The 22,084-nt window shown below is 68.2% G+C and carries 25 protein-coding genes; 23 read left to right on the forward strand and 2 right to left on the reverse strand.

Annotated elements, in window-relative coordinates; all coding sequences use genetic code 11:
* Positions 1 to 28: 28 nt before the first annotated feature.
* The 20 genes from ACQ66H_RS03900 to ACQ66H_RS03995 all read left to right on the forward strand — a co-directional run bounded on the left by ACQ66H_RS03900 (position 29) and on the right by ACQ66H_RS03995 (position 18,932).
* On the forward strand, positions 29 to 2,410 hold the full coding sequence (locus ACQ66H_RS03900) for a 3-hydroxyacyl-CoA dehydrogenase/enoyl-CoA hydratase family protein (RefSeq protein WP_430432882.1): 2,382 nt from the start codon (positions 29 to 31) through the stop codon (positions 2,408 to 2,410).
* Positions 2,411 to 2,423: 13 nt separating this feature from the next.
* Positions 2,424 to 3,620, forward strand: coding sequence for an acetyl-CoA C-acyltransferase (locus tag ACQ66H_RS03905; RefSeq protein WP_430432883.1), 1,197 nt, complete (start codon positions 2,424 to 2,426; stop codon positions 3,618 to 3,620).
* A 445-nt stretch (positions 3,621 to 4,065) separates the two neighbouring features.
* Complete coding sequence (locus ACQ66H_RS03910) at positions 4,066 to 4,875, forward strand: enoyl-CoA hydratase/isomerase family protein (RefSeq protein WP_430432884.1); 810 nt, start codon at positions 4,066 to 4,068, stop codon at positions 4,873 to 4,875.
* Positions 4,876 to 5,226: 351 nt separating this feature from the next.
* Positions 5,227 to 6,990: a PQQ-dependent dehydrogenase, methanol/ethanol family gene (locus ACQ66H_RS03915; RefSeq protein WP_430432885.1), complete on the forward strand. Its 1,764-nt coding sequence runs from the start codon at positions 5,227 to 5,229 to the stop codon at positions 6,988 to 6,990.
* Positions 6,991 to 7,027: 37 nt separating this feature from the next.
* Complete coding sequence (locus tag ACQ66H_RS03920) at positions 7,028 to 7,786, forward strand: substrate-binding periplasmic protein (RefSeq protein WP_430432886.1); 759 nt, start codon at positions 7,028 to 7,030, stop codon at positions 7,784 to 7,786.
* A 55-nt stretch (positions 7,787 to 7,841) separates the two neighbouring features.
* The gene (locus ACQ66H_RS03925; RefSeq protein ID WP_430432887.1) at positions 7,842 to 8,249 is read left to right on the forward strand and encodes a c-type cytochrome; all 408 of its coding nucleotides are present in this window, start codon (positions 7,842 to 7,844) and stop codon (positions 8,247 to 8,249) included.
* Between the two features lie 61 nt (positions 8,250 to 8,310).
* Positions 8,311 to 8,736 (forward strand): c-type cytochrome, encoded by a 426-nt coding sequence (locus tag ACQ66H_RS03930; protein WP_430432888.1) that lies wholly within the window; start codon positions 8,311 to 8,313, stop codon positions 8,734 to 8,736.
* A 31-nt stretch (positions 8,737 to 8,767) separates the two neighbouring features.
* Complete coding sequence (locus tag ACQ66H_RS03935; protein WP_430432889.1) at positions 8,768 to 9,238, forward strand: GlcG/HbpS family heme-binding protein; 471 nt, start codon at positions 8,768 to 8,770, stop codon at positions 9,236 to 9,238.
* 136 nt (positions 9,239 to 9,374) lie between these two features.
* Entirely contained in the window at positions 9,375 to 10,094 is a 720-nt protein-coding gene (locus ACQ66H_RS03940; RefSeq protein ID WP_430432890.1) for a flagellar brake protein, read from the forward strand.
* A 300-nt stretch (positions 10,095 to 10,394) separates the two neighbouring features.
* Positions 10,395 to 10,724: a hypothetical protein gene (locus ACQ66H_RS03945; RefSeq protein ID WP_430432891.1), complete on the forward strand. Its 330-nt coding sequence runs from the start codon at positions 10,395 to 10,397 to the stop codon at positions 10,722 to 10,724.
* Between the two features lie 104 nt (positions 10,725 to 10,828).
* Positions 10,829 to 12,064 carry an NnrS family protein gene (locus tag ACQ66H_RS03950; RefSeq protein ID WP_430432892.1) on the forward strand — a complete coding sequence of 412 codons (1,236 nt, stop codon included), beginning with the start codon at positions 10,829 to 10,831 and terminating at the stop codon, positions 12,062 to 12,064.
* Positions 12,065 to 12,066: 2 nt separating this feature from the next.
* On the forward strand, positions 12,067 to 12,507 hold the full coding sequence (locus ACQ66H_RS03955) for an RrF2 family transcriptional regulator (RefSeq protein WP_430432893.1): 441 nt from the start codon (positions 12,067 to 12,069) through the stop codon (positions 12,505 to 12,507).
* Entirely contained in the window at positions 12,504 to 12,815 is a 312-nt protein-coding gene (locus ACQ66H_RS03960) for a metal-sulfur cluster assembly factor (protein ID WP_430432894.1), read from the forward strand. Before ACQ66H_RS03955 ends, ACQ66H_RS03960 begins: the two co-directional genes overlap by 4 nt.
* A gap of 30 nt (positions 12,816 to 12,845) precedes the next feature.
* Positions 12,846 to 13,055: a hypothetical protein gene (locus ACQ66H_RS03965; protein ID WP_430432895.1), complete on the forward strand. Its 210-nt coding sequence runs from the start codon at positions 12,846 to 12,848 to the stop codon at positions 13,053 to 13,055.
* Positions 13,056 to 13,091: 36 nt separating this feature from the next.
* Entirely contained in the window at positions 13,092 to 13,250 is a 159-nt protein-coding gene (locus tag ACQ66H_RS03970; protein WP_430432896.1) for a hypothetical protein, read from the forward strand.
* Positions 13,247 to 14,329 carry a hypothetical protein gene (locus tag ACQ66H_RS03975; RefSeq protein ID WP_430432897.1) on the forward strand — a complete coding sequence of 361 codons (1,083 nt, stop codon included), beginning with the start codon at positions 13,247 to 13,249 and terminating at the stop codon, positions 14,327 to 14,329. The genes ACQ66H_RS03970 and ACQ66H_RS03975 overlap by 4 nt, the downstream gene beginning before the upstream one ends.
* Positions 14,326 to 14,982 (forward strand): 5-formyltetrahydrofolate cyclo-ligase, encoded by a 657-nt coding sequence (locus ACQ66H_RS03980; protein WP_430432898.1) that lies wholly within the window; start codon positions 14,326 to 14,328, stop codon positions 14,980 to 14,982. Before ACQ66H_RS03975 ends, ACQ66H_RS03980 begins: the two co-directional genes overlap by 4 nt.
* Positions 14,983 to 15,001: 19 nt before the next feature.
* A complete protein-coding gene (locus ACQ66H_RS03985) occupies positions 15,002 to 16,453 on the forward strand; it encodes an AAA family ATPase (RefSeq protein ID WP_430432899.1) in 1,452 nt (483 codons plus the stop codon).
* Complete coding sequence (locus ACQ66H_RS03990; protein WP_430432900.1) at positions 16,450 to 18,060, forward strand: VWA domain-containing protein; 1,611 nt, start codon at positions 16,450 to 16,452, stop codon at positions 18,058 to 18,060. Before ACQ66H_RS03985 ends, ACQ66H_RS03990 begins: the two co-directional genes overlap by 4 nt.
* Positions 18,057 to 18,932, forward strand: coding sequence for a Rossmann-like domain-containing protein (locus ACQ66H_RS03995; protein WP_430432901.1), 876 nt, complete (start codon positions 18,057 to 18,059; stop codon positions 18,930 to 18,932). The genes ACQ66H_RS03990 and ACQ66H_RS03995 overlap by 4 nt, the downstream gene beginning before the upstream one ends.
* 173 nt (positions 18,933 to 19,105) lie before the next feature.
* On the opposite strand, the gene ACQ66H_RS04000 is transcribed toward ACQ66H_RS03995, so the two are convergent.
* Together ACQ66H_RS04000 and ACQ66H_RS04005 are read right to left on the reverse strand one after the other, a co-directional pair.
* Positions 19,106 to 19,384, reverse strand: coding sequence for a type II toxin-antitoxin system RelE/ParE family toxin (locus tag ACQ66H_RS04000; protein ID WP_024300629.1), 279 nt, complete (start codon positions 19,382 to 19,384; stop codon positions 19,106 to 19,108).
* Positions 19,381 to 19,650, reverse strand: coding sequence for a CopG family ribbon-helix-helix protein (locus tag ACQ66H_RS04005; RefSeq protein WP_430432902.1), 270 nt, complete (start codon positions 19,648 to 19,650; stop codon positions 19,381 to 19,383). Before ACQ66H_RS04005 ends, ACQ66H_RS04000 begins: the two co-directional genes overlap by 4 nt.
* Before the next feature lie 385 nt (positions 19,651 to 20,035).
* Here ACQ66H_RS04005 and ACQ66H_RS04010 point away from each other — a divergent pair, with 385 nt between their 5' ends.
* The 3 genes from ACQ66H_RS04010 to ACQ66H_RS04020 all read left to right on the forward strand — a co-directional run bounded on the left by ACQ66H_RS04010 (position 20,036) and on the right by ACQ66H_RS04020 (position 21,897).
* Positions 20,036 to 21,013 carry a DUF5050 domain-containing protein gene (locus ACQ66H_RS04010; RefSeq protein WP_430432903.1) on the forward strand — a complete coding sequence of 326 codons (978 nt, stop codon included), beginning with the start codon at positions 20,036 to 20,038 and terminating at the stop codon, positions 21,011 to 21,013.
* 149 nt (positions 21,014 to 21,162) lie between these two features.
* Positions 21,163 to 21,396 (forward strand): DUF1653 domain-containing protein, encoded by a 234-nt coding sequence (locus ACQ66H_RS04015; RefSeq protein WP_430432904.1) that lies wholly within the window; start codon positions 21,163 to 21,165, stop codon positions 21,394 to 21,396.
* Positions 21,397 to 21,447: 51 nt separating this feature from the next.
* The gene (locus ACQ66H_RS04020; protein WP_430432905.1) at positions 21,448 to 21,897 is read left to right on the forward strand and encodes a GNAT family N-acetyltransferase; all 450 of its coding nucleotides are present in this window, start codon (positions 21,448 to 21,450) and stop codon (positions 21,895 to 21,897) included.
* Positions 21,898 to 22,084: the final 187 nt, after the last annotated feature.

Here is a 22,084-nt window from a genome sequence, read left to right on the forward strand (position 1 = left end):
CGGACCGCCTCTCCCGGGAGTCCGCATCGTGACATCCTCCAGATTCCGCATCCGTCGCGTCGCCGTACTGGGCGCCGGCGTGATGGGCGCGCAGATCGCCGCCCACTGCGCCAACGCGAACGTCCCCGTCATCCTGTTCGACCTCGCCGCGAAGGAGGGTGACCCCGACGCCATCGTGAAGCGCGCGATCGCCGGCCTGAAGAAGCTCGAACCGGCGCCGCTGGCCACCGCCGACCGCGCCGCCCATATCGAAGTGGCGAACTACGACCGCGACGCGGCGCGACTGGCCGACTGCGATCTGGTGATCGAAGCGATCGCCGAGCGCATGGACTGGAAGCACGGCCTGTACGCCAAGGTGGCGCCGCACCTGCGCAGCGATGCGATCTTCGCCACCAACACCTCCGGCCTGTCGATCAACGCGCTGGCCGACGGTTGTCCGGAAGCGATGCGCAGCCGTTTCTGCGGCGTGCATTTCTTCAATCCGCCGCGGTACATGGCGCTGGTCGAACTGATTCCGGCGCGCGGCACCGACGCTGCGCTGCTCGACCGGCTGGAGGATTTCCTCACCACGACGCTGGGCAAGAACGTGGTGCGCGCGCTCGACACGCCCAACTTCGTCGCCAACCGCATCGGCGTGTTTTCGATGCTGGCGGCGATGCACCACACCACCCGGCTGGGCCTCGGTTTCGACGAGGTCAACGCGCTGACCGGCCCGGCCATCGGCCGGCCGAAGTCGGCCACCTACCGCACCGCCGACGTGGTCGGCCTCGACACGCTGCTGCACGTCGTCAAGACCATGACCGACAACCTGCAGGGCGACCCCTGGCATCGTCATTACGTCGCGCCGGCCTGGCTGGCCGCACTGGTCGAGCGCGGTGCGCTCGGCCAGAAGACGAAGGCCGGCGTCTATCGCAAGGACGGCAAGACGATCAAGGTGCTCGACCTCGCGCAGCAGGACTACCGCGACGCAGCCGGCGCCATTGCCGACGAGGTGCAGGCCATCCTCGCGGAGCGCGATCCGGCGATGAAGCTGGCCGCGCTGCGTGCCAGCGAGCATCCGCAGGCGCAGTTCCTGTGGTCCATCTTCCGCGACGTGTTTCATTACGTCGCCGTCCATCTGGGCGACATCGCGCACAACGCGCGCGACGTTGACTTCGCGATGCGCTGGGGCTTCGGCTGGAGCGCCGGCCCGTTCGAAACCTGGCAGGGCGCCGGCTGGCAGCAGGTCGCCGGGTGGCTGCGCGAGGACATCGCGGCCGGCCGTGCGATGTCGGACGCGCCGCTGCCGGCCTGGGTGTTCGAGCGCCACGGCGTGCACGAGGCCGGCGGTTCGTGGTCGGCTTCCGCCGCGAAGCTGGAGGCGCGCAGCGCGTCGCCGCGCCAGCTCTTCCCGGAGCGCGTACTGGCCGAAGTGCCACGCGCGACGCACACCGTCTGGGAAGGCGAGGAGGTGAGGTTGTGGACGCTGGACGACGCCGACGGCGAGCGGGTGCCGGTGCTGTCCTTCAAGAGCCGCATGTCCTGCGTCGGGCCGAAGGTGCTGGACGGCATCCGCGAAGCGATCGCGCGCGCCGAACGCGATTTCGACGGCCTGGTGATCTGGCAGCCGCAAGGGCCGTTCTCGGTCGGCGCCAATCTGAAGCAGATCCGCCCGGTGCTCGAAGCGGGCGACTTCGTGACGCTGGAACGCGTGATCAACGACTTCCAGCAGGCATCGATGGCGATCAAGTACGCCCAGGTGCCGGTGATCACCGCGGTGCAGAGCATGGCGCTCGGTGGCGGCTGCGAATTCGTCATGCATTCACCGCGCGCGGTGGTGGCGCTGGAAAGCTATATCGGCCTCGTTGAAGCGGGCGTGGGTCTGATTCCGGCTGGCGGCGGCTGCAAGGAATTCGCCATCCGCGCCGCCCGTGCGGCCGAGGCGTCGGCGACGAAGGACCCGATGAATTTCCTGCAGTCGGTGTTCCAGACCATCGCCATGGCGAACGTATCGAAGAGCGCACGCCACGCTCAGGAACTGGGCCTGCTGAAGCAGGAGGACGTGGTCGTCATGCACGCCAGCGAACTGCTGCACGTCGCCCGTCGCAACGCGGTGGCGATGGCCGACAGCGCCTGGCGGCCGCCGCTGCCGGCGGTGGACATTCCGGTGGCCGGGCGCAGCGGCATCGCGACGCTGGACATGATGCTGGTGAACATGCGCGAGGGCGGCCTGATTTCGGCGCACGACTACCGCGTCGCGCACGCGTCGGCGACCGCGCTGTGCGGCGGCGACATCGAAACCGGCGCGCGGGTGAACGAACAGTGGCTGCTCGAAGTCGAGCGCGCGCTGTTCGTCGATCTGCTGAAGACGAAGGAAACGCAGGCGCGTATCGCGCACATGATGGACACCGGCAAGCCGCTGCGGAACTGACGGGAGATTCGCGATGAAACAGATACAGGATGCCTACATCGTCGCCGCCAAACGCACGGCGGTGGCGAAGAAGGGCGGCGCCTTCCGCCACGTGCGGCCGGACGACATGCTGGCGCACGCGCTGCGCGGCGTGGTCAACGCGGTGCCCGAATTCGACCTGAACGACATCGGCGACGTGGTCGTCGGCTGCGCGATGCCGGAAGCCGAGCAGGGCATGAATGTCGCCCGCATCGGTCTGTTGCTGGCCGGTTTCCCGGTGTCGGTGCCGGGCGTCACGGTGAACCGCTTCTGCGCCAGCGGGCTCAACGCGGTAGCCGATGCGGCGCTGAAGATCATGACCGGCCAGTGCGACATCGCCATCGGCGCGGGCACCGAATCGATGACGGTGATGCCGACCATGATGGGCAACAAGGTGACGGTGAATCCGCGCGCCTTCGAGTCGCCGGAGAACGTGGCCATCGCCTACGGCATGGGCCTGACGGCAGAGAAGGTGGCGCACAAGTACGCCGTGTCGCGCGAGGACCAGGACGCCTTCGCGCTCGAATCCCATCGGCGCGCGCTGGCGGCGATCGCTGCCGGCCGCTTCGCTGGTGAAGTCCTGCCCTACACGGTGCGCAGCCATCTGCCCGATCTGGCGAGCAATACGGTGCGCATCGTCGAACGCGTGTTCGATACCGACGAAGGCCCGCGCGCCGATTCCAGCGCCGAAGGTCTCGCGAAGCTGCGGCCGGTGTTTGCCGCGCGCGGCTCGGTCACCGCCGGCAACAGTTCGCAGATGTCGGACGGCGCGGCGGCGGTGCTGCTGATGTCGGAGGCAGCGGTGCAGCGCACCGGTGCGACGCCGATCGCGCGCTTCCGCAGCTTCGCGGTGGCCGGCGTGCCGCCGGAAATCATGGGCGTCGGCCCGGTCGAGGCAATTCCGCGCGCACTGAAACAGGCCGGCATGGCGCAGGCCGATATTGACTGGATCGAACTGAACGAGGCCTTCGCCGCCCAGGCGCTGGCCGTCATGCGCACGCTCGATCTCGACCCGTCGAACGTGAATCCGCTGGGCGGCGCCATCGCGCTCGGCCATCCGCTGGGCGCCACCGGCGCTATCCGCACCGCCACCCTCATCGCGGCGATGCAGCGTGGTGAGGCACGCACCGGCATGGTGACCATGTGCATCGGCACCGGCATGGGTGCGGCCGGCATATTCGAGAAGGTGTGAGCGGAACATCGACGGCGCCTGAGCGAAGGCTCAGTCGCGGCCAAGGCCGCTCCCACAGGAGGCCTCGGCAACGACCCGCGCCGATGATTCTGTGGGAGCGGCCTCGGCCGCGACGCAGCGCTGGCAGGCCGCGGGCTCCGGTTCAGGTCGTCATCGCGAGCAAGCTCGCTCCCACAGGACCGCGGCTCCGGCGGTGGGCGGTGACTGCTCTATTGTGGGAGCGGCCTTGGCCGCGACGCGGCGTCGGCCGGCCGCAGACTTCGGTCCAGGCCGCTATCGCGAGCAAGCTCGCTCCCACGACACCCCGGATCCTCCGGCGCGCGTTGAATGCTCTCTTGTGGGAGCGACCGTTGGTCGCGATGCGGCTGTGGCGGACTGCAGGCTTTAGTTCAGGCTTCCGCCGGCGGTATAAGCTCGCGCCTTCGTCCTTGAGACTGTCCTGCAGATGACATCCAACGATTCCGGCCACATCCTGAGCACGCTCGAACGTGGCGTCGCCACGCTTACCATGTCGCGCCCGTCGCGGCGCAACGCCTACACGACGGCGATGATGCAGTCATTGCGCGAGGCGGTGGAGCGGGCGCTGCCCGACCCAGAGTGCCGCGTGCTGCTGCTGCGCGGCGACGGGGCGAGCTTCAGTGCCGGCGGCGACGTGCACGAGTTTTCGCAGAGTCTGCCGCTGGATGCGCCGGCGCGTCTGGCCACTTTTCGAGCACTGGTCGAGAACTGGGTCAATCCCGTCATCCTGGCGTTGCGTCACGCGCACCAGCCGGTGGTGGCCGCGGTGCGCGGCGATTGCGTCGGTTACGGACTGTCGCTGATGCTGGCGTCCGACATCGCTATCGCGGCCGAAGATGCGGTGTTCAGCACCGCCGGCATCGGGCTCGCGCAGCCGGGGGCCGGCGGTCAGTCGCACTTCCTGGTGCGTGCTCTCGGCGAGCGGCGGGCGCGCGAACTGATGTGGAGTGCACGCCGCTTCGACGCGCACGAGGCGAAGGCGCTGGGACTGGTCGAGCGCGTCGTGACGGTGGCTGAGTTCGATGATGCGGTCGAAGCCGAGGTCGAGCGTCTGGCGAGCGGTCCGCGCCACGGCTGGGCGGAAATCAAGCGACTTCTGAATACGTCGGGCCAGCCGCTGGCGCAGCAACTGGCCGACGAAGCCGCCGCCTTCGGCCGCTGCGCCGCGACCCAGGATTTCGCCGAGGCGGTGACCGCCTTCATCGCACGGCGCACGCCGAAATTCGAGGGGCGCTGAAGCCACGCGTCGGGGGCGCCGCGCGTCATCGCGGGCGCGGGTCGATGCCTCTCAAGATTTCCTTGCTGCGACATTTGTAGCGCATTTTTTTCGAGACAGCTGTCTCATCCACCCGCCTCCGACTGTCTCAGGGACGACCTCCTGAAAACGGCGGGTCGGCGTCCCGTTCGCCGGATAGCGCCGCCTGTTCCCGATTTCCGCCGTAACCGATCTGGCACCTCCTCAGTGGCACGAATGCTGCAGGCGTATGCCTGCGTGTGTCATCGGAACGCAGGAAGTTCCGCAGGTACCGGCCGATAAAAACCGGGCCGGTGACCGGGCATGCGCATCCACAACAACGGAGGAAGCCTGATGAACAAGCACAACGGCCGCGCACTGCGGCCCGGCGCATTGAGTTCGGTTGCAGGGAGTCTGCTGGCAGCGCTGCTGCTCACCCCGATCGTCGTCCACGCTGAGGATCCGGAGCCCCCGCTCGGCATCAACGTGCTCGAAGCCACTTTCAAGTGGCGCCCGAACTACGTCAGCGACGACATGCTCATCCACGCCGACAAGGACGCCAACAACTGGCTGCACTACGGCAAGGACTACCAGGGCACGCGCTTCTCGCAACTGCGCCAGGTGACCCAGGACAACGTGAAGAAGCTGGTGCCGAAGTGGAACCTGTCCTTCGGCGTCAATGATGCGCAGGACAGCCAGACCACGGTGGTGAATGGCCGCATCTACGTGACCGCCAGCCAGAACAAGGTGTTCTCGATCGATGGCCTGACCGGCCGCATGATCTGGAAGTACGAGCGCTCGCTGCCGGGCGACCTCGGCCCGCGCCTGTGCTGCGAGGCGGTGAACCGCGGCGTGGCCGTGTACAAGGACATGGTCTACATGGCGACGCTGGACACTCACGTCGTCGCGCTGAACAACACGACCGGCAAGGTGGTGTGGGAGAAGAAGCTGGGCGACTACACGACCGGCGAGATCTACACCTCGATGCCGCTGGTGGCCGACGGCAAGATCGTGGTCGGCAACTCGGGCGGCGACGTCGGCGGCAACGTCGGCAAGATCACCGCGCTCGATCCGGATACTGGCGAAATCGTGTGGCAGACGACTACCCGGCCGACCGACGCCAACGATCCGAACGCCAAGACCTGGGCCAACGACTCGTGGCGCACGGGGGGCTCGTCGGCATGGCTGACCGGCAACTACGATGCGAAGACCAACACCATCTACTGGGGTGTCGGCAACCCGACGCCGGACTTCGATCCGAGCGTGCGCAAGGGCGACAACCTGTACAGCAACTCGACGCTGATCATGGATGCGCGTACCGGCAAGATCAAGAACCACTTCCAGTACACGCCGAACGACGCCTGGGACTACGACGGCAATAACGAAACCATCCTGGTGGACGACGAGAAGGGCCGCAAGGTGTGGCTGCACGGCGACCGCAACGGTCACCTGTACTCGATCGACCGCACCACCGGCAAATGCAACTGGGTGGTGCCGATCGCGCGTGTGAACTGGGTCAAGAGCTGGGGCGACAACTGCCGGCCCATCGTGAATCCGGACAAGGTGCCGGGCTACGACAAGATCGTGAAGGACATCGCGCCGATTCTCGACGGCGGCAAGGAATGGCACCCGGCGGCCTACAGCCCGCAGACCAAGCTGCTCTACGTGCCCTACATCGACAGCTCGATGGACATCCAGGCCAAGAAGATGGAATGGAAGAAGGGTGAGTGGTTCCTGTCGTCCAAGGTGCTGAAGGCCAACCCCTACACCGGTGGCATCAAGGCGTTCAACGCCACCACCGGCGAACTGGTGTGGCAGCGTCCGCAGAGCACGCCGGCCACCAGCGGCATGCTGGCCACCGCCGGTGGTGTGGTGTTTGCCGGCGACGCCGAGGGCTGGTTCCACGCGATGCGCGACGACACCGGCGAGGCACTGTGGCGCTTCAACGTCGGCACTGGCATCCACGGCAACCCGACCACCTTCACCGTTGACGGCAAGCAGTACGTGGCCATCGTGTATGGCCCGGGCGGCGGCAGCCTGTGGCCGCTGGTGTATGACGAGCTGTTCAAGCACCAGAATCGCGGTGGCGGCATGATGATCTTCGGCCTCGCCGAGTAATGGAGCCGGGGCGCCCGCAAGGGCGCCCCGTATCGTCATGACGAAGTCCACCGTATTCCGCACCGCCGCCTGCGCGCTCGCATTGGCGCTGTCCTCCGTCGTGCATGCAGCGCCGCTCACCGCCTGCGTGGTCAACGGCAACGAACCGTTCTCGTCCAGCGCGGGCGGTGCCCGCGGCCTCGACGTCGAGGTCGTGCAGGCGCTGGCGACGAAGCTCGGTCGCGAACCGAAACTGAACTGGATCGTCGTGCCGTCGCGCGGCGGCATGGGGCGGGCGCTGAAGCAGTCGATACAGGCCGGCGCCTGCGAGCTGTTCGTCGGCCTGCCGGAAACCGAGGGCGGCGGTGAGGATCTGGCCGAACGCGGCCTGGTCGCCTCCACACCCTATCTGTCGGTCGGCTATGCGCTGGTCGCTCCCGCTGCGGGCAAGGTGAAGTCGCTGTCCGATCTGGGCAAGGCCAGGGTCGGCGCCGTCACCGCGACGCCAGCTGACCTGCACCTGCTGGCGGGTGGCTACAACCGCACGCCCTACGGCAATCACCGGCAGGTGATGGAGGCGCTCGCGCGCGGCGAGATCGCTGGCGCACTGGTGTGGGCCGGCCGCCTGGCTGACGCTCCGCCGCCGGACGGCATCGGCGTACGTCAGGTGCTGACCGAACCGTCGCTGACCACCCGTTTCGTCATCGCCAGCCGGCGCGCCGACGCGGCGCTCGGCAGCGCGGTGAACGACGCGCTGGCGGCGCTCAAGGCCGACGGCACGCTGGACGCCATCGCGCGCCGGGCCGGCTTCCCGTGATCCACCGACGCTGGCGGCTCGCCGCCGGCGCCACCGCATTCGAATGGAGTTGCAGATGTTTCGTGTCATCGCAGCGAGCCTGCTGCTCGCCGGCCTGATCGCCGGAGCGCAGGCCGACGACGCCATCCCGGCCACCAATCCGCTGGCCAACGACCCGGAAGCTGCGAAAGCGGGCGAAGAGCTGTTCGGCCGCAACTGCCAGCAGTGCCACAACTCGCGCGGCAAGGGCGGCAAGGGCCCGCAGCTGGTCAAGGGCGCCTGGGGACCGGGCGGTGCCAACACCGATGGCTACATGTACGGAATCATCGCCAACGGCCGCCCGAACACGCAGATGGGCGGCTTCGGTCCGGCGCTGACGCAGCAGGAGATCTGGCAGATCGTCGCTTTCCTGCGCGAAGAGGCCAAGCGCGTTAAGGCGGCCGAGAAATCGAAGGCCGGCGCCGAGGACGACCTCTGGTTCTGATTCACCGTCCGGCGGCGCCTGTCGCGGCCGGACCCACCGCATTTCCGATGGAGCACATTTCATGACCTACCCCCTGACACGCGCGGCCGCGCGATACGCCATCGCGCTCACGCTGACGCTCGGCGCTGCACAGGCGCTGGCCTTCGGCCCCGGTGGCCCCGGCGGCGGCGCGCCCGCGGCCAGCGACGCCAGCGCTGGCGAGGAACTGTTCGGTCGCAACTGCCAGCAATGCCACAACTCGCGCGGCAAGGGCGGCAAGGGCCCGCAGCTGGTCAAGGGCGCCTGGGGCCCGGGCGGCGCGAATTCCGACGACTACATGTTCAAGATCATTTCCGAAGGCCGGCCGAACACCCAGATGGGCGGTTTCGGCCCGGCGCTCAAGCCGGAAGAGATCCGCCAGATCATCGCCTTCCTGCGCGAAGAGGCGAAGCGCGTGCAGGTCGCCGACAAGAAGGCGGCCGCGGCCGACGAAGAAAACTGGTTCTGAGCCTGTCACACCACAACAAGGAGAACACGATATGAAAACACGCATCACCGCAGCGCTCGCCTTCGCCCTCGCGGCGGGCAGCGCACACGCACAGACCGCGCAGCCGGCGCTCGACCTGACCACCGCCAAGGCGATTGCCGAGGGCTGCGAAAAGTACGCCGCCAGCAAGGGCTGGCGCATGATTACCGCGGTGCATGACAGCGCCGGCAACCCGAAGTACTTCAGCCGGATGGACGGCAGCATCCTGATCAGCGTGCAGGTCGCGCAACTGAAGGCCGACACGTCGGCCAGCCTGCCGGTGTCCACCCGTCAGTTCCGCGATCTGGCGAAGGGCATTCCGGGCGCGGAAGTGCTGCCGCGCACCACTTCCATCATCGGTGGCTTGCCCATCATGACGTCGAAGGGTGTGCACATCGGTGGCGTCGGCGTCAGCGGCGGCAGCGAGGCAGAGGACGAGGAGTGCGCGCAGAAGGGTCTGGAGGCGGCAAAGCACCTGCTCTGAACGCGGTGGCCGGTCGGCGCGTGAAATGTAAAAATTTTTTGCGCCGACGGCCTCCGGCCCCTTCAGTTCCACGCGGATAAATCGTTAAACCCGTTTCGGGTAGCCGATCAACGCCTTACGCCGTGTCGGAACAACAATGAATACCAGAGCCGCCAGCCCCATCGAAGACGCCGTGAAGACCGGCGATGCTGCGACCACACTCCAGGACGTGCTGTTCAAGGACATCGGCCTCAAGGTCGGTGACCGCATGGTGATCGAACCGCCGGCCAAGCTCGGCGACCAGCCGGGCGTGGTCAAGCTGATCGGCTGGGTGAACGAGCTGAGCGTGCTGGTGACGATGCCGGATACGCGCCCCTGGGCCGGCCCGCCGATCGAAGGTGACGCCATCAGCGTGCGCGCCTTCTCCGGTCGCCATGCCTATGGTTTCAGCACCGTCGTCGGCAAACGTTCGGTGCGCCCCTTCGAATACCTGCATCTCGAGTTCCCGCGCCGCATTTCGATGCGGCAGATCCGCAACGCCGAGCGCATCGCCACCTCGATCAGCGCCCGCGTGATGGACACCGACGAGCCGGTGCCCACGGTGGTGACCAACCTCAGTGCCACCGGCGCCGAAGTGCGTGTCTGGCAACCCGGCCGCGAGGTCGGCGACAAGGTGTCGCTGGAGTTGATCCTCGATATCCACAAGGTGCGCACCCGCGTCGTCGTCAGCGGCCACATCCGCAATCGCCACGAAGTACCCGACACCGGCGAGCCCGCCTATGGCGTCGAATTCGACGACATCAACGCGCAGACTTCGGTGTTCCTGAAGAGCTACGTTTACCAGAATCTGGTCGAACAGCCACACCGGCGGCTGTAGTCGCAGCCCTCCGGCTGCAGGTTCTGGTCCAGGCCGCTGTCGGGGTCAGAAGACCCCTCCCACAGAACCCCGGCCCCAGGCTCAGATCGTGGATCGCGCGCCCACCCCTGTGGGAGCGGTCTTCTGACCGCGACGCGGCGTCTGCAGTCCGCGGGCTTCAATACAGGCCGCTGTCGGGGTCAGAAGACCCCTCCCGCAGCAGGACCTCTGACCCCGCGCCTTGGGCCATCGCGGCGAACCCTTGCAAGCGCCCGCGGTCAGCCCCATATCGACGGTTCGCACAGACAGGGGCGCCCACGCATGTACACCGATCCATCCTCCCGGCGCCTGCACGGCCGGCAGATCCACATCCAGCCCAAGGGCTTCTTCGGCAAGCTGTTCGCGGTCATTGCCGCCGGAGGCCTGCTGGTGCTCGGCCTCATGTTCTCGGTGGTGGTCGTCGCCGTGGCGGTGGTCGGCGGCCTGCTGTTCTGGGGATGGATGTGGTGGAAGACGCGCGAACTGCGTCGGCGCATGCGCGAACAGATGGACAACCCGATGCAGACGCCCTTCGGCGACGTGCCGGCCAGCGGTGGCCGCGTCATCGAAGGCGAGGTCATCCGCAGCGAGCAGGATTCGACCGGCCGCTGATTCCGGCCTTTCAGTTGGACGCAGACGCCCGGCTTGTCCTGCGTCAAGTCTTAAGGTCTATCGAGGATATATGTTTGCAGCCGTGAACCTGACGGACCGCGAACATGGCCATCCTGCTTTCCATCGACGAACCGGCGACCGGCCCGGCGCACGCGCCCTCGGCCGACGCCTTCCTCGAAATGGGCTTCCGCCCGCTCTACCTGGCTGGCGCGCTGTGGGCACTGGTTGCCGTGGCGCTATGGATATTTGCGCCGCAGCTGGCGGGCGGCACGCTGGGCGGCTTGGCCTGGCACGCGCATGAAATGCTGTGGGGCTTCGTTGCCACCATCGCGGTCGGCTTCCTGATGACGGCCGGTGGCGCCTGGACTGGCATCAACCCGATCGAAGGGCGCGCACTGGCCGTGCTGTGCCTGCCGTGGATGGTGGCACGCGCCGCCTTCCTGCTGCCGGGCGACGCCGCCTTCCTGGTCGGCGCACTGGCCGACGTCGCCCTCTTCGCGCTGGCCGCGGCGGCGCTCGGGCGTTCGGTGCTGCTGTCGCGCAATACCCGCAACTACGCCGTGCCCTTCATGCTGCTCGCACTCGGCGCGACCGACGCTGCCTTCCTGATCGCCGCCCGCGCCGGCGACTACGGCACGCTGATGCAGCACTTCAACGCCGGCCTGCTGGTGATGGCGCTGCTCACGCTGCTGGTCGCCCGGCGCGTCATTCCCTTCTTCGCCATGCGCGCGGTGCCCGGCCTGACCGTGCCCACCCATCTGAAAAGCGGCATGGCGCAGCTGATTGCGAGTGCGCTGGCGGTGCTCGGTCTGCTCGCCGGCTGGCCGCTCGTGCAGGCGGCCGCGCTGGCCGCGGCGGGCGGCATCGCGCTCGTGCAGTGGGCGAGCTGGAAGCCGTGGCGCGTGCTGCACAAGCCGCTGCTGTGGATTCTCTACGTCGGCTATGTGTCGCTCGGCGCCGGTCTGCTGCTGGCGGCAGCACATGCTGCCGGCGCCGGTCTGCCGGCCGCGCTGCACGTGCATGTGATCGCGATGGGCGGCTTTTCGGTGCTCATCATCGGCATGATCACGCGCACCGCGCTCGGTCACCTCGGCCGGCCGCTCGAAACAGACTCCAGCATGGTCACCGCCTACGCGCTGGTGATCGCCGCCGCCGTGCTGCGGCTGGCCGCACTGCACCCTTCGGCCGCATCGGTGCATCTGCTGCACCTGGCCGCGACCGCGTGGGCGCTCGCCTTCGCGCTCTACCTGTGGCGCTTCTTCCCGATGATGATCCGCCCACGGCCGGACCGCGCCGGCCCGGCCGTGCAGCCGGTTTCCATCACGCCCCGCCGGAGCTGAACATGCGCCTGACGACGATGACCGACTACGCGCTGCGCCTGCTGATGCACGTGGGGCAGCATCCGGAACGGCTGTGCACCATCGCCGAGGTGGCGCAGGCCTACGGCATTTCCGAGGCCCATCTGATGAAGGTGACGCACCAGCTGGCGCTTGCCGGCTGGCTCGACACGATACGCGGCAAGGGCGGCGGCATGCGGCTGGCACAGGCGCCGGCCGATATCCGCCTCGGTGCGGTCGTGCGCAGCGTCGAGCCGGATTTCCGCCTGGTCGAATGTCTGACCGACACGCCGCGTACCGGCTGCACGCTCGAAGGACGCTGCCGGCTCACCGCCATCGTCGATGGCGCGCTGCAGGCCTTTCTCGCTCACCTCGACGGTCATACGCTGGCCGATCTGCTGGCGCAGTCGCCGGGCAGCTTCGCGCCACTCAGGAGGGTTTCATGACCGCGAACATCCCGACCATTGAGGCACTGCGCGCCGCGCTGCACACGGTGCCCGACCCGGAGCTGGCGGAAAGCATCGTCAACCTCGGCCTGCTCAAACACATCGACATCGGCGACGGCCGCGTAGACGTCGTGCTCATTCCCACCAGCGCGACCTGCCCGATGGGCGAGGTGCTGATCGAGGACGCGACCGCTGCACTGCGCGCCGCCTGCCCGCCTGGCTGGATGGTCAAGGTCGAGTTCGACTGGGACACCGAGTGGCATCCGGGCCGCATGAGTCCGGCATTGCAGCTACGCTTCGGCTGGTAAGACACCCCGATCATCCACGGAGCCTTCCGCATGCAGATTTCCACCTTTGACGACCTGCTCGCCGCCGCACGCCAGCAGCCAGAGCCGCAGCGCCTGCTGCTGGTGTTCGCCCGAGCCGAACTGCCGGACGGCGCCAGCGCGGCCGAGCGCGCCCGCTTCGAGGCGGGGCAGGGCGGGGCGCTGGTGCCTCAGGTCTGCGTGACAAGTCGCCGCACGAACTGCAGGACTTCGCGGCGCTGATCGAAGAGTCGCAGCTGTTTGCGCCGGACTGGGCCATTGCCTTCGTCGCTGCGCTGTCTGGCCGCGACGGCCAGCCGCCGACGGCGGCCGACGTTGAACCGCGCGCTCGACCGCATGGTCGAGTCGATCAAGGCCGGCCGGCTCGACGGCCTGATGCCGGTTGACCGCCACGGTCGCGCGGTGCGGCTGGGATGAAACCGGCGCGCTCGCCGCTGTGGGGCAGGGCGGTCGCCGCCTGCGCGCTGCTGGCGGCGTTCGCGTTGCTGTCCGGCATGACCGGCGGTCTGGCGCGCCTCGGGGTGCCGCTGCCCCCGATGCCGGCGCCGGTGCACGGCGCGCTGATGCTGTGCGCGTTCTTCGGCACCCTGATCGCACTCGAACGCGCGGTCGCGCTGCAGCGACTGACCGGCCTGCTGGCGCCGCTGCTGGCAGGTATCGGCGGCGTGCTGGCGCAGGTGCAGGTGTTGCTGCCGCTGGCCCAGGTCTGCTGGGCGGCCGCAGCGGCCGGCCTTGTCGCCCTCTATATCTATGCGGGCGTCACCCGTGCCTGGTCGCTGCATCTGCTGGTCGAAGCCGGTGGCGCAGTGTGCTGGCTGATCGGCGTGCTGCTGTGGATGCTGCACGGCGATCTCGGTGCGCTGACCCGCGGTGGCGTTGGCTTCCTCGTACTCACCATCGCCGGCGAACGGCGCGAACTGACGCAGATGGTGCGCCTGCCGCCGCTGGCGCGCCGGCTGTTCGTCGCCGCAGTGCTGCTGATTGCGCTCGGTGTCAGCGGATTGCTGCCCTTCTCGCTGTGGACGGGCTGCGCGCTGCTGGCTGTCTGGCTGCTGTGCTGGGACATCGCGCCGCGCGCCTGGCGCGCCGCCGGCTGGCCGGGTCATACGGCCCAGTGCCTGACTGTAGGTTATCTGTGGCTGCTGGTGGGCGCGCTGCTCGGGCTGTACGGGGAACTGTCGGTTGACGCCGCTGCGGTCGCCGCGACCGGACTGCACGCAGTGCTGCTCGGTTTCGTGTTCGCCATGGTGTTCGGCCACGCGCCCATCATCCTGCCGGCGCTGCTGCGGCTGCGCCCGGCGTACAGCGGTCTGGCGCGTCTGCCGCTGTGGCTGCTTGCGGCCAGTCTGGCGTTGCGCATTGTCGCGGTGGGCGTCGGGCGGCATGATGCGCTGATGGTCGCCGGCGCCGGTCACGCGCTGGCCATCCTGCTGTTTGCCGTCGTCATGCTGCGTGCGGTGAGTGCAGGTCTACACAGGAAGGAGATGCCCGCATGAGCACCCCGGACAATCTGGCCGCCTGGCGGCGTGCCGAGCGGCAGCGCTTGCTGGCCGAGCGCGAGGCGGTCGATCCGGCACAGCGCATGGCGCGCAATGTCGAGATCACCGGCTATCTGGAAGCCGGCTTTCCGCTGCTGCAGCACATGACGGTCGGCTTCTGCTGGCCCTTCCGCGGCGAATTCGATTCGCGCCATCTGCTGCGCTCGCTGCGCGTGCAGGGTGCGCGCGGTGCGCTGCCCGAAGTGGTCGAGCGCAAGGCGCCGCTGGTGTTCCGCGAATGGTGGCCCGGTGTGGCGACCACGCCCGGCGTGTACGACCTGCCGGTGCCCGACGACACCAATGTCGTGCAGCCGCACGCGCTGCTGATTCCACCGGTCGGTTTCGACGCGCGCGGCTACCGTCTCGGCTACGGTGGCGGTTTCTTCGACCGCACGCTGGCGGCCTGCGCGGTGCAGCCGCTGAAGATAGGCGTGGCCTTCGAACTGTCACGCATCCCCACCATCCACCCGCAGCCGCACGATATTCCGATGGATTTCATCGTGACCGAAGCGGGCATTTTCGAAGTCGGCGTCAACGGTCTGCACGAGATCGACGTCGAAGCCTGTGCACAGCGCGCGCACGCGCTGGTCGCCAGCCGCATCCTGCGCTGAACAACGGAGACCCACCCAGATGTCCGCACCTGCTGTCGCCGTCGAATCCCCTTTCGCGTCGCGCCTGGCCGCGCTGCTCGCCACGCTGGAGCGTGGTCTGGTCGAGCGCCGCCACGTCGTGCGCCTGGCGCTGCTGGCTGCGCTGGCCGGCGAGCATACGCTGCTGATCGGCCCGCCGGGCACGGCCAAGAGCGAACTGGCGCGTCGTCTGCACCGCGCCTTCCGCGACGCCCGCTACTTCGAGCGCCTGCTCACCCGCTTTTCGGTACCGGAGGAGCTGTTCGGCCCGCTGTCCATCCGCGCGCTCGAAGAGGACCGCTACGAGCGCCACACCGACGGTTTCCTGCCGGACGCCACCATCGCCTTCATCGACGAGGTGTTCAAGGCGAACAGCGCCATCCTGAACGCGCTGCTGACGCTGCTGAACGAGCGCGAGTTCGACAACGGCGCCGGCCGTCAGTTGTGCCCGCTGGTCAGCGTGATCGGTGCCACCAACGAGGTGCCGGACGACGAGGTGGGTGAGGCCTTCTTCGACCGCTTCCTGCTACGTGTGCCGGTCGGTCGCGTCAGCGCCGATGGCTTTGCCGCGCTGCTCGAAGCGGGTTGCGCCGACGAATGGATGCCGCCCGAGGAGGCGCTCGCGCTCGGCGACGAGGACCTTGGCGCGGTGTCGCTGGCCGCGCACGAGGTTGTGCTGCCGCAACGCGTGGTTGACGTGCTGGCCGACCTGCGCGCGCAGATGGTGGAGCAAGGCACTTACGTATCGGACCGTCGCTGGGTGAAGACGGTGTGGCTGCTGCGCGTGGCCGCGGCCGCCGAGGGCCGCGCCGAGGTCGGGCTGTGGGACCTGCTGCTGCTGCCCGCCTGCGTCGCGCCCGACGCCGAACGCCAGGCCGAGGTCGCCGACTGGCTGCATGCGCGCCTCGGTGTGCGCGAGGCCTACGCGCCGCCGCGGCTCACCCGCGTCGTGCAGGCCTTCCAGGCGCAGCTCGAAACCGAGCAGAACGCGAACGACCTCGACTACGACGAATCCGGCCGGCTGCGCTTCTCTCCGTCGGAAGTCGGCACAGAGAAGGCCGAGGAGCTGGCCGGCGAGATCGGCGACGCCAAGGGCGGCGCGGGAGCGCTGCGTATGAGCTACAGCCGCCGCCGTCGCTACGGCCCGGCGCACATCGCCGCGCGCACCGCGCAGATCGACGACCTGCTCGCGCGCATCGCCGCCTACGCGGAAGAACTGGCGGCCGAACGCGCCAGCCTCGCCGTCACCCGCGCCCGCACGCTGTGGCTGGACGAAGCGCTGCTCGCCCGTGTCGATGCCCACCTGGCGGCGACCGCTTCGCTGATCGCCGAACTGGCCGAGCGCGCGCGCGACGCGCGCCGCGGTTTCGAGAACCTGCCGCGGCTGTCCGCCGACGAGGCCGTGCGCTACGCCGACGTGCCGGAGCCGGTCGCCCACGAGCCGCTGGCGTGAGCACGCAGGCGCCGCTGCTGTTCGAATCGCGTGAAGCGCGGCTGGCCGCGCTCGACGAGCTGCCGCGCACGCTGTGGCTGGGGGCGCTGACGCAGGCGCAGGGCCGGCTCGAACCGCGGCTGTCGGTGCTGGTCGCGCTGCGCGCCGCACTGATCGGCGGCTGCGTACCGCCGGCTACCGACTGGTGCTGGCCGGTGCCCGAACTGGTCGGTGCGCTGTGCGAGACCTTCGCCGAACTCGACCTGCCGGCCTACTGCACCGGCCGCCAGGAACTGACGGACGTGGTCGTGCAGAGCCTGCTGTTCCACCTGGATCTCATTCCCGACTACCGCGACCGTGGCGCTTCCGAGGCGCGCGCCACGCGCATGGCGATCGAGGCTTTCGGTTCCGACTGGCAGAACCGTCGCGGCCAGATGGACGAACTGATGGAGGTGTTCGGCAAGCTGCCGGACGACGGCAAGAACGCGCGCTGGGACCTGCTGCCCGGCCTGCTGAAATCCGAAGGCTGGCGCGAGGTGCTGCGCATCCGCCGCCTGCTCGAACGGCTGCCCGAACTGGCCGAATGCATACGCCGGCTCGGCCGCGCGCGGCCATCCGAAGAACGCGACGACGCCAGTCGCAGTCAGGTCGAGGTGATGGACAGCGCGGTCGCGCGCCGAACCGAACAGCGCACCGTGCGCGTGCCCGACATGCCGGGCGAGACGCGCGGCGTGCATCGCGCCGACCGCATCGCCCGCATGCTGCTGGCCGAATCGGTGCTGCTCGGCCACCCGGCGCTGCGGCTGGTGTGGCACGCCCGCCGCGCCGAGCGCACGCTGCTCTGTTACGAGGACGACGACCGCATGACCGAGGTGCGCCACATCGACGCGCCGGTGCTGCGGCCGCGGCCCGATCCGCAACCTGACCGGCGCCTGGAGATGGGGCCGTTGCTGGTCTGCGTTGACACCTCCGGCTCGATGCAGGGTGGCGCCGGCGAAGTCGCCAAGGCCGTCGTGCTCGAAGCGGTGCGCACGGCGCACACGCAGGGCCGCGCCTGCCACGTGTTCGCCTTCGGCGGTGCGGGTGAGGTGGTGGACATGCAGATCGGCGTTGACGCCGACGGCATCGGCCGGCTCATCCACTTCCTCGGCCAGGGCTTCAAGGGCGGCACCGACATCTGCGGCCCGCTGGAAAAATCCATCGCCTGCCTCGAACAGGCGGCCTGGCAGATGGCCGATCTGCTGATCGCTTCCGACGGTGAGTTCGGCGCCACGCCGGAACTGGTCGCCCGGCTCGACGACGCCAAGCGCGCGCTCGGCTTGCGCGTGCAGGGCGTGCTGATCGGTGACCGCGAAACCATCGGCTTCCTCGAAGTGGCCGACCACATCCACCCGGTGCGCGACTGGCGCCGCTACGGCGACGGCGCGCGCGGCAGCGATTCACCGGTGCACACCCACCGCCTCACCGCGCTCTACTTTCCGGGCGCACTGCGCACCGCCGAGAACCGCGAAGCCACCGTCAGCGGCGAAATCGCGTCGGCTGCCGTGCGTGCCGGCCTGCGACGCGGCCAGCCGCTGCCTGCCGATCTGTTGCCACCCGAACCTTCGTCCGACGATCCGACCTCATGAGCTTCGCCACCGACTACCTCGCCCAGATCGAACGCATCGCCGACCGCATGCCGCTGCCGCGCGTGCGCGCGCTGCACCTGCCGCCGTCACGGCCGGACGAACCCTGCCGCGACGGCCAGAGCGGCCACGCACGGGGCGAGTTCTGCGCGCTGGAACTGGAGGACGGCAGCATCGGCCTCTCCTACGTGCTGCTCGACGACACACTTGAGCGCCTGCGCAGCGGCCCCGGCCTCGATGACCTGAAGGGCGCCGACGCGCTGGCACTGGCGCGCCGTTACGTGAGCGGGCAGGGCGTCGATCGCACACTGGGCTTCGTCTGCGCCAACGCGATTACGCGCTGCCTGTTCGATCGCGCCGGCTACCGGCCGGATGGCAGCAGCGACTCGATCGGCCAGATGGACCCGCAGCCGGGGGAGGCCATCGGCATGATCGGCCTGTTCGGTCCGCTGGTGGAGCGCATCGTCGCCGCTGGCGCCCGGCTTACCGTGATCGAACTGGATGAGAGCGCGGTCGGCGAGCGAGAGGGCTGGCGCGTCACCACCGACGCCGCCGCGCTCGAAACCTGCGGCAAGGTGCTGTCCACCAGCACGCTGCTGCTCAACGACACGCTGGACCGCATGCTCGCCCACTGCCGCGCCGCCCGCTGGTTCGCCATGGTCGGCCCCAGCGCCGGCTGCCTGCCCGACGCCTTGTTCGCGCGCGGCGTGACCCTGCTCGGCGGCAGCTGGGTCGAGGACCGCGCAGCCTTCATCGACGGACTCACTTCGGGCGACAAGGACAACCGGAAGGGTCGCAAGTTGACCAGCAAGTTCGCGCTGACGAAGGAGGGGTGGCCGGGGTTTGAGGTGTTGCTGGAGCAGGTGGGCGGATGAGGTCTGTCCTTGCCCGAGCGGAGGCTCGAACTTCCGTTGGCGCCCGTCGTTCGTGCTGATCAATCATGCGCCGCGTTGAGGGATTGTGCGAGCCGTCCCGACGATTGCCAGGCTCGCGCTTCGTCCAATCTGGTTATCGGCGGGTTGCGATCACGCCAACGACAGGCTGTACGTTAACGAAACTCGCGCGTGTGCCATACGCGCAATATCCAGACTGTCTGATCGGCAGTGATTTCATAGCGCAGTTCGTAGTCGCCGATGAGGATGTAGCGTACTTCGCGCGGTTCAAATTCGGGCAGCTTCGTGCCGATGCGCGGCTGGGTCTGAAGCAGGTCCGGACCCGCGCTCAGACGCTGAATCACGCGGGCCGCGGCCTCCGGATTGACTGGCCGAAGGAAAGCGTGCAGCCGTTGCAGATCACCGAGCGCTGCGCGCGTCCATCTGAGGGTCATTCAGGCTGTTTTCCGGACAGATCCGTGCCGAGGGTCGCCGCCCAAGCCTTCACGTCGTCGTGGCTTACTGCGCTCCCCGCATCCACCTCTGCCATCGCTTCCAGCGTCAGGCGGTAGCGCTCGGTTTCGCGCTCGACGTAGGCGGCAAGGGCCTGCTTCACCACCCAGCCGCGCGAACGCTCAAGTCGCGCCGCCAATTCGTCCACCTGCTCCGCCAGCGCAACCGGCAGGTGAGCGGTCATCACTCGGGTGTCTGCTGAAGCCATTAATCACTCCCAATCACTTCCAATCAAGTTAGTCCCGACCGGGGTTCTTGTCCATCCCCTGTCGGATTTCTTTGCACCCGGCACCGTCGGCGTGCATGGACGTCTGGCGCCCGGCGCACGACCGGGCAGATTTCTCGAAGCCGGTTCGATAGCGATCTACGCGCAATGCATGGGCGGGCGGCCGAGAGCCTATGTCCGGCGGCGCCAAGTGGCTGAGCGGAAAGGTGTCTTGTGCTCTGGCCGGTCTTTGCGCCATCTCCGGCGATTTGCGGCCTTTCTGCCTGCCACCACCACCCCTTCGGCGCTTCATGCGCGAAGGAATGTCTTTTGCTCCGACTCGCCGGGCGAAGAATCCTTCGCCGCACTGATCCGGAGATCACCAAAAATGAAAAAACGGGGTCGTCACCTCCTCGCGCTTGCGCTGTCCTGTAGCAGCTTCGCCGCCGTTGCGGCCGACCAGTTGGTGTGGTCGGAAACCTATCAGCAGTTTCTGCCGCGGTTCGCCACCATCGGTTCGATCAATTCGGCGTCCGTTCCGGGTGGCGCGTCGAGCGCGCTGGTGACCGACCAGACCCGCGTGAAGGGGCCGAATGGCGTCGAGTTCGTCGGTGATCGCCTGTGGTGGCCGGACCAGCAGCTGAACCGCGTCGTGTCCATGCTGCCGGACGGCAGCAGCTTCAAGACCTATAACGTCGCCGGCGCCTACGACATCGATGTGCAGGGCGGCATGCTCTACGTGACGCGGCAGAACTCGGGCGACATCCTGAGGCTGGATCTGTCGCTGAACTTTCCGCCGGCGGCGACCGTACTTAGCGGCCTGAGCTCGCCGTTCGCGATCGACGTGACGGCCGACAGCGTGTTCTGGAGCCAGGTCGGCACGTCGAACCGCCTGATGCGCTCGAATCTCGATGGCTCGGGCGCGCACACGCTGCTCACCGGCGTGAATTCCTACGACTTCGAAGTCACCGGTGGCTACATCTACCTCACCACGACCGACGGCTTCGTCAAGCGCGCCAACCTGGACGGCAGCGGTCTGACCACGCTGGCCAGCGGGCTCGGTTTCCTGAATGGCGTTGACGTGACCGACGACACAATTTACGTATCCGCGCTGCAGGGCCTGTTCACTACGCCCCAGGGCAACACGACGCAGGGCGCCGGCCGCATCGTACGCATGGCGCTGGACGGCAGCGACGCCGTGGAAGTGATCCGGGCGCAGCAGGACTTCGACCCCAATCTGCCGTTCAACCCGTCGCAGGTGCGCGGCGTGGCGGTGCTGGCTGTGCCGGAGCCCTCCGCGTACGCGATGCTGCTCGCCGGGCTTGGTCTGACAGGCCTGGCCGCGCGCCGTCGCCGTTGCGGCTGACGCGACAAGAAGCGCGCAGGTCGCATGGCGTGCGGATGGTGCATCCGGGGCATTCGCTGCCGTGATGTCCCACCTGCAATCCGTGTCGCCTGCGGCTAAAGTATCGGACGGTATACATCCGAACCGAAGCCACGCGCTGACCCCGTCCGATGAGTGATCTGTCACCGCTCCCCGCCATTGCCCCCGGTCGCTACCGCCACTACAAGGGCGGCGAGTACGAGGTGGTCGGCGTCGTCCGCCACAGCGAAACGCTGGAGCCCATGGTGCTGTACCGGCCGCTGTACAACGATTCGGGGCTGTGGGTGAGGCCGTATGACATGTTCGTCGGGCTGGTCGAGATCGACGGCGTGCCCCAGTTGCGGTTCGAACGGCTGCCTGACTAGATCGTCCGGCCGGAATCCGGTCATCATGCGGGTTGTATTCCAGGAGCCCGCATGATGCAGATCGATACCGCCACACCCGCCGACATTCCCGCGCTGTGCGGACTGCTGTCCGCGCTGTTCGCGCAGGAAGCCGAATTCACGCCGAACACCACCGCCCAGGCGCGCGGGCTGGCGATGATCGTCAGCGACCCGCGCGTTGGCAGCGTGCTGGTCGCGCGACGAGAAGGCGAAATCGTCGGCATGGTGAATCTGCTGTTCACCGTATCGACTGCGCGCGGTGAACGCGTGGTGCTGCTGGAAGACATGGTGGTCGCGCCGTCCGCCCGCGGCGCCGGCGTGGGCAGTGCGCTGCTGACCGCCGCGATCGACTTCGCGCGCGTACAGCGCTGTCCGCGCATCACCCTGCTGACCGACCGCGTCAATGCCGATGCGCAGCGCTTCTACGCGCGGCATGGTTTCACCGCATCGGACATGCTGCCGATGCGTCGGGTGGACGGCTGAGGACCGTGTTGTTGCGGGAGCGAGCGTGCTCACGATTCCGGCCTGAATCGGCGTTGACGGCCAGCCAATGCCGCATCGCGACCAGAGGTCGCTCCCACGAAACTGCGCCTCTCCAGCGGCAGCAAGCGGGTACTTCGTGGGAGCGACCTCTGATCGCGATAGCGAACCGGGTCGGGGCCCTGACCTT

The sequence above is a fragment of the Methyloversatilis sp. genome (assembly GCF_965284615.1).
Taxonomy (GTDB): domain Bacteria; phylum Pseudomonadota; class Gammaproteobacteria; order Burkholderiales; family Rhodocyclaceae; genus Methyloversatilis.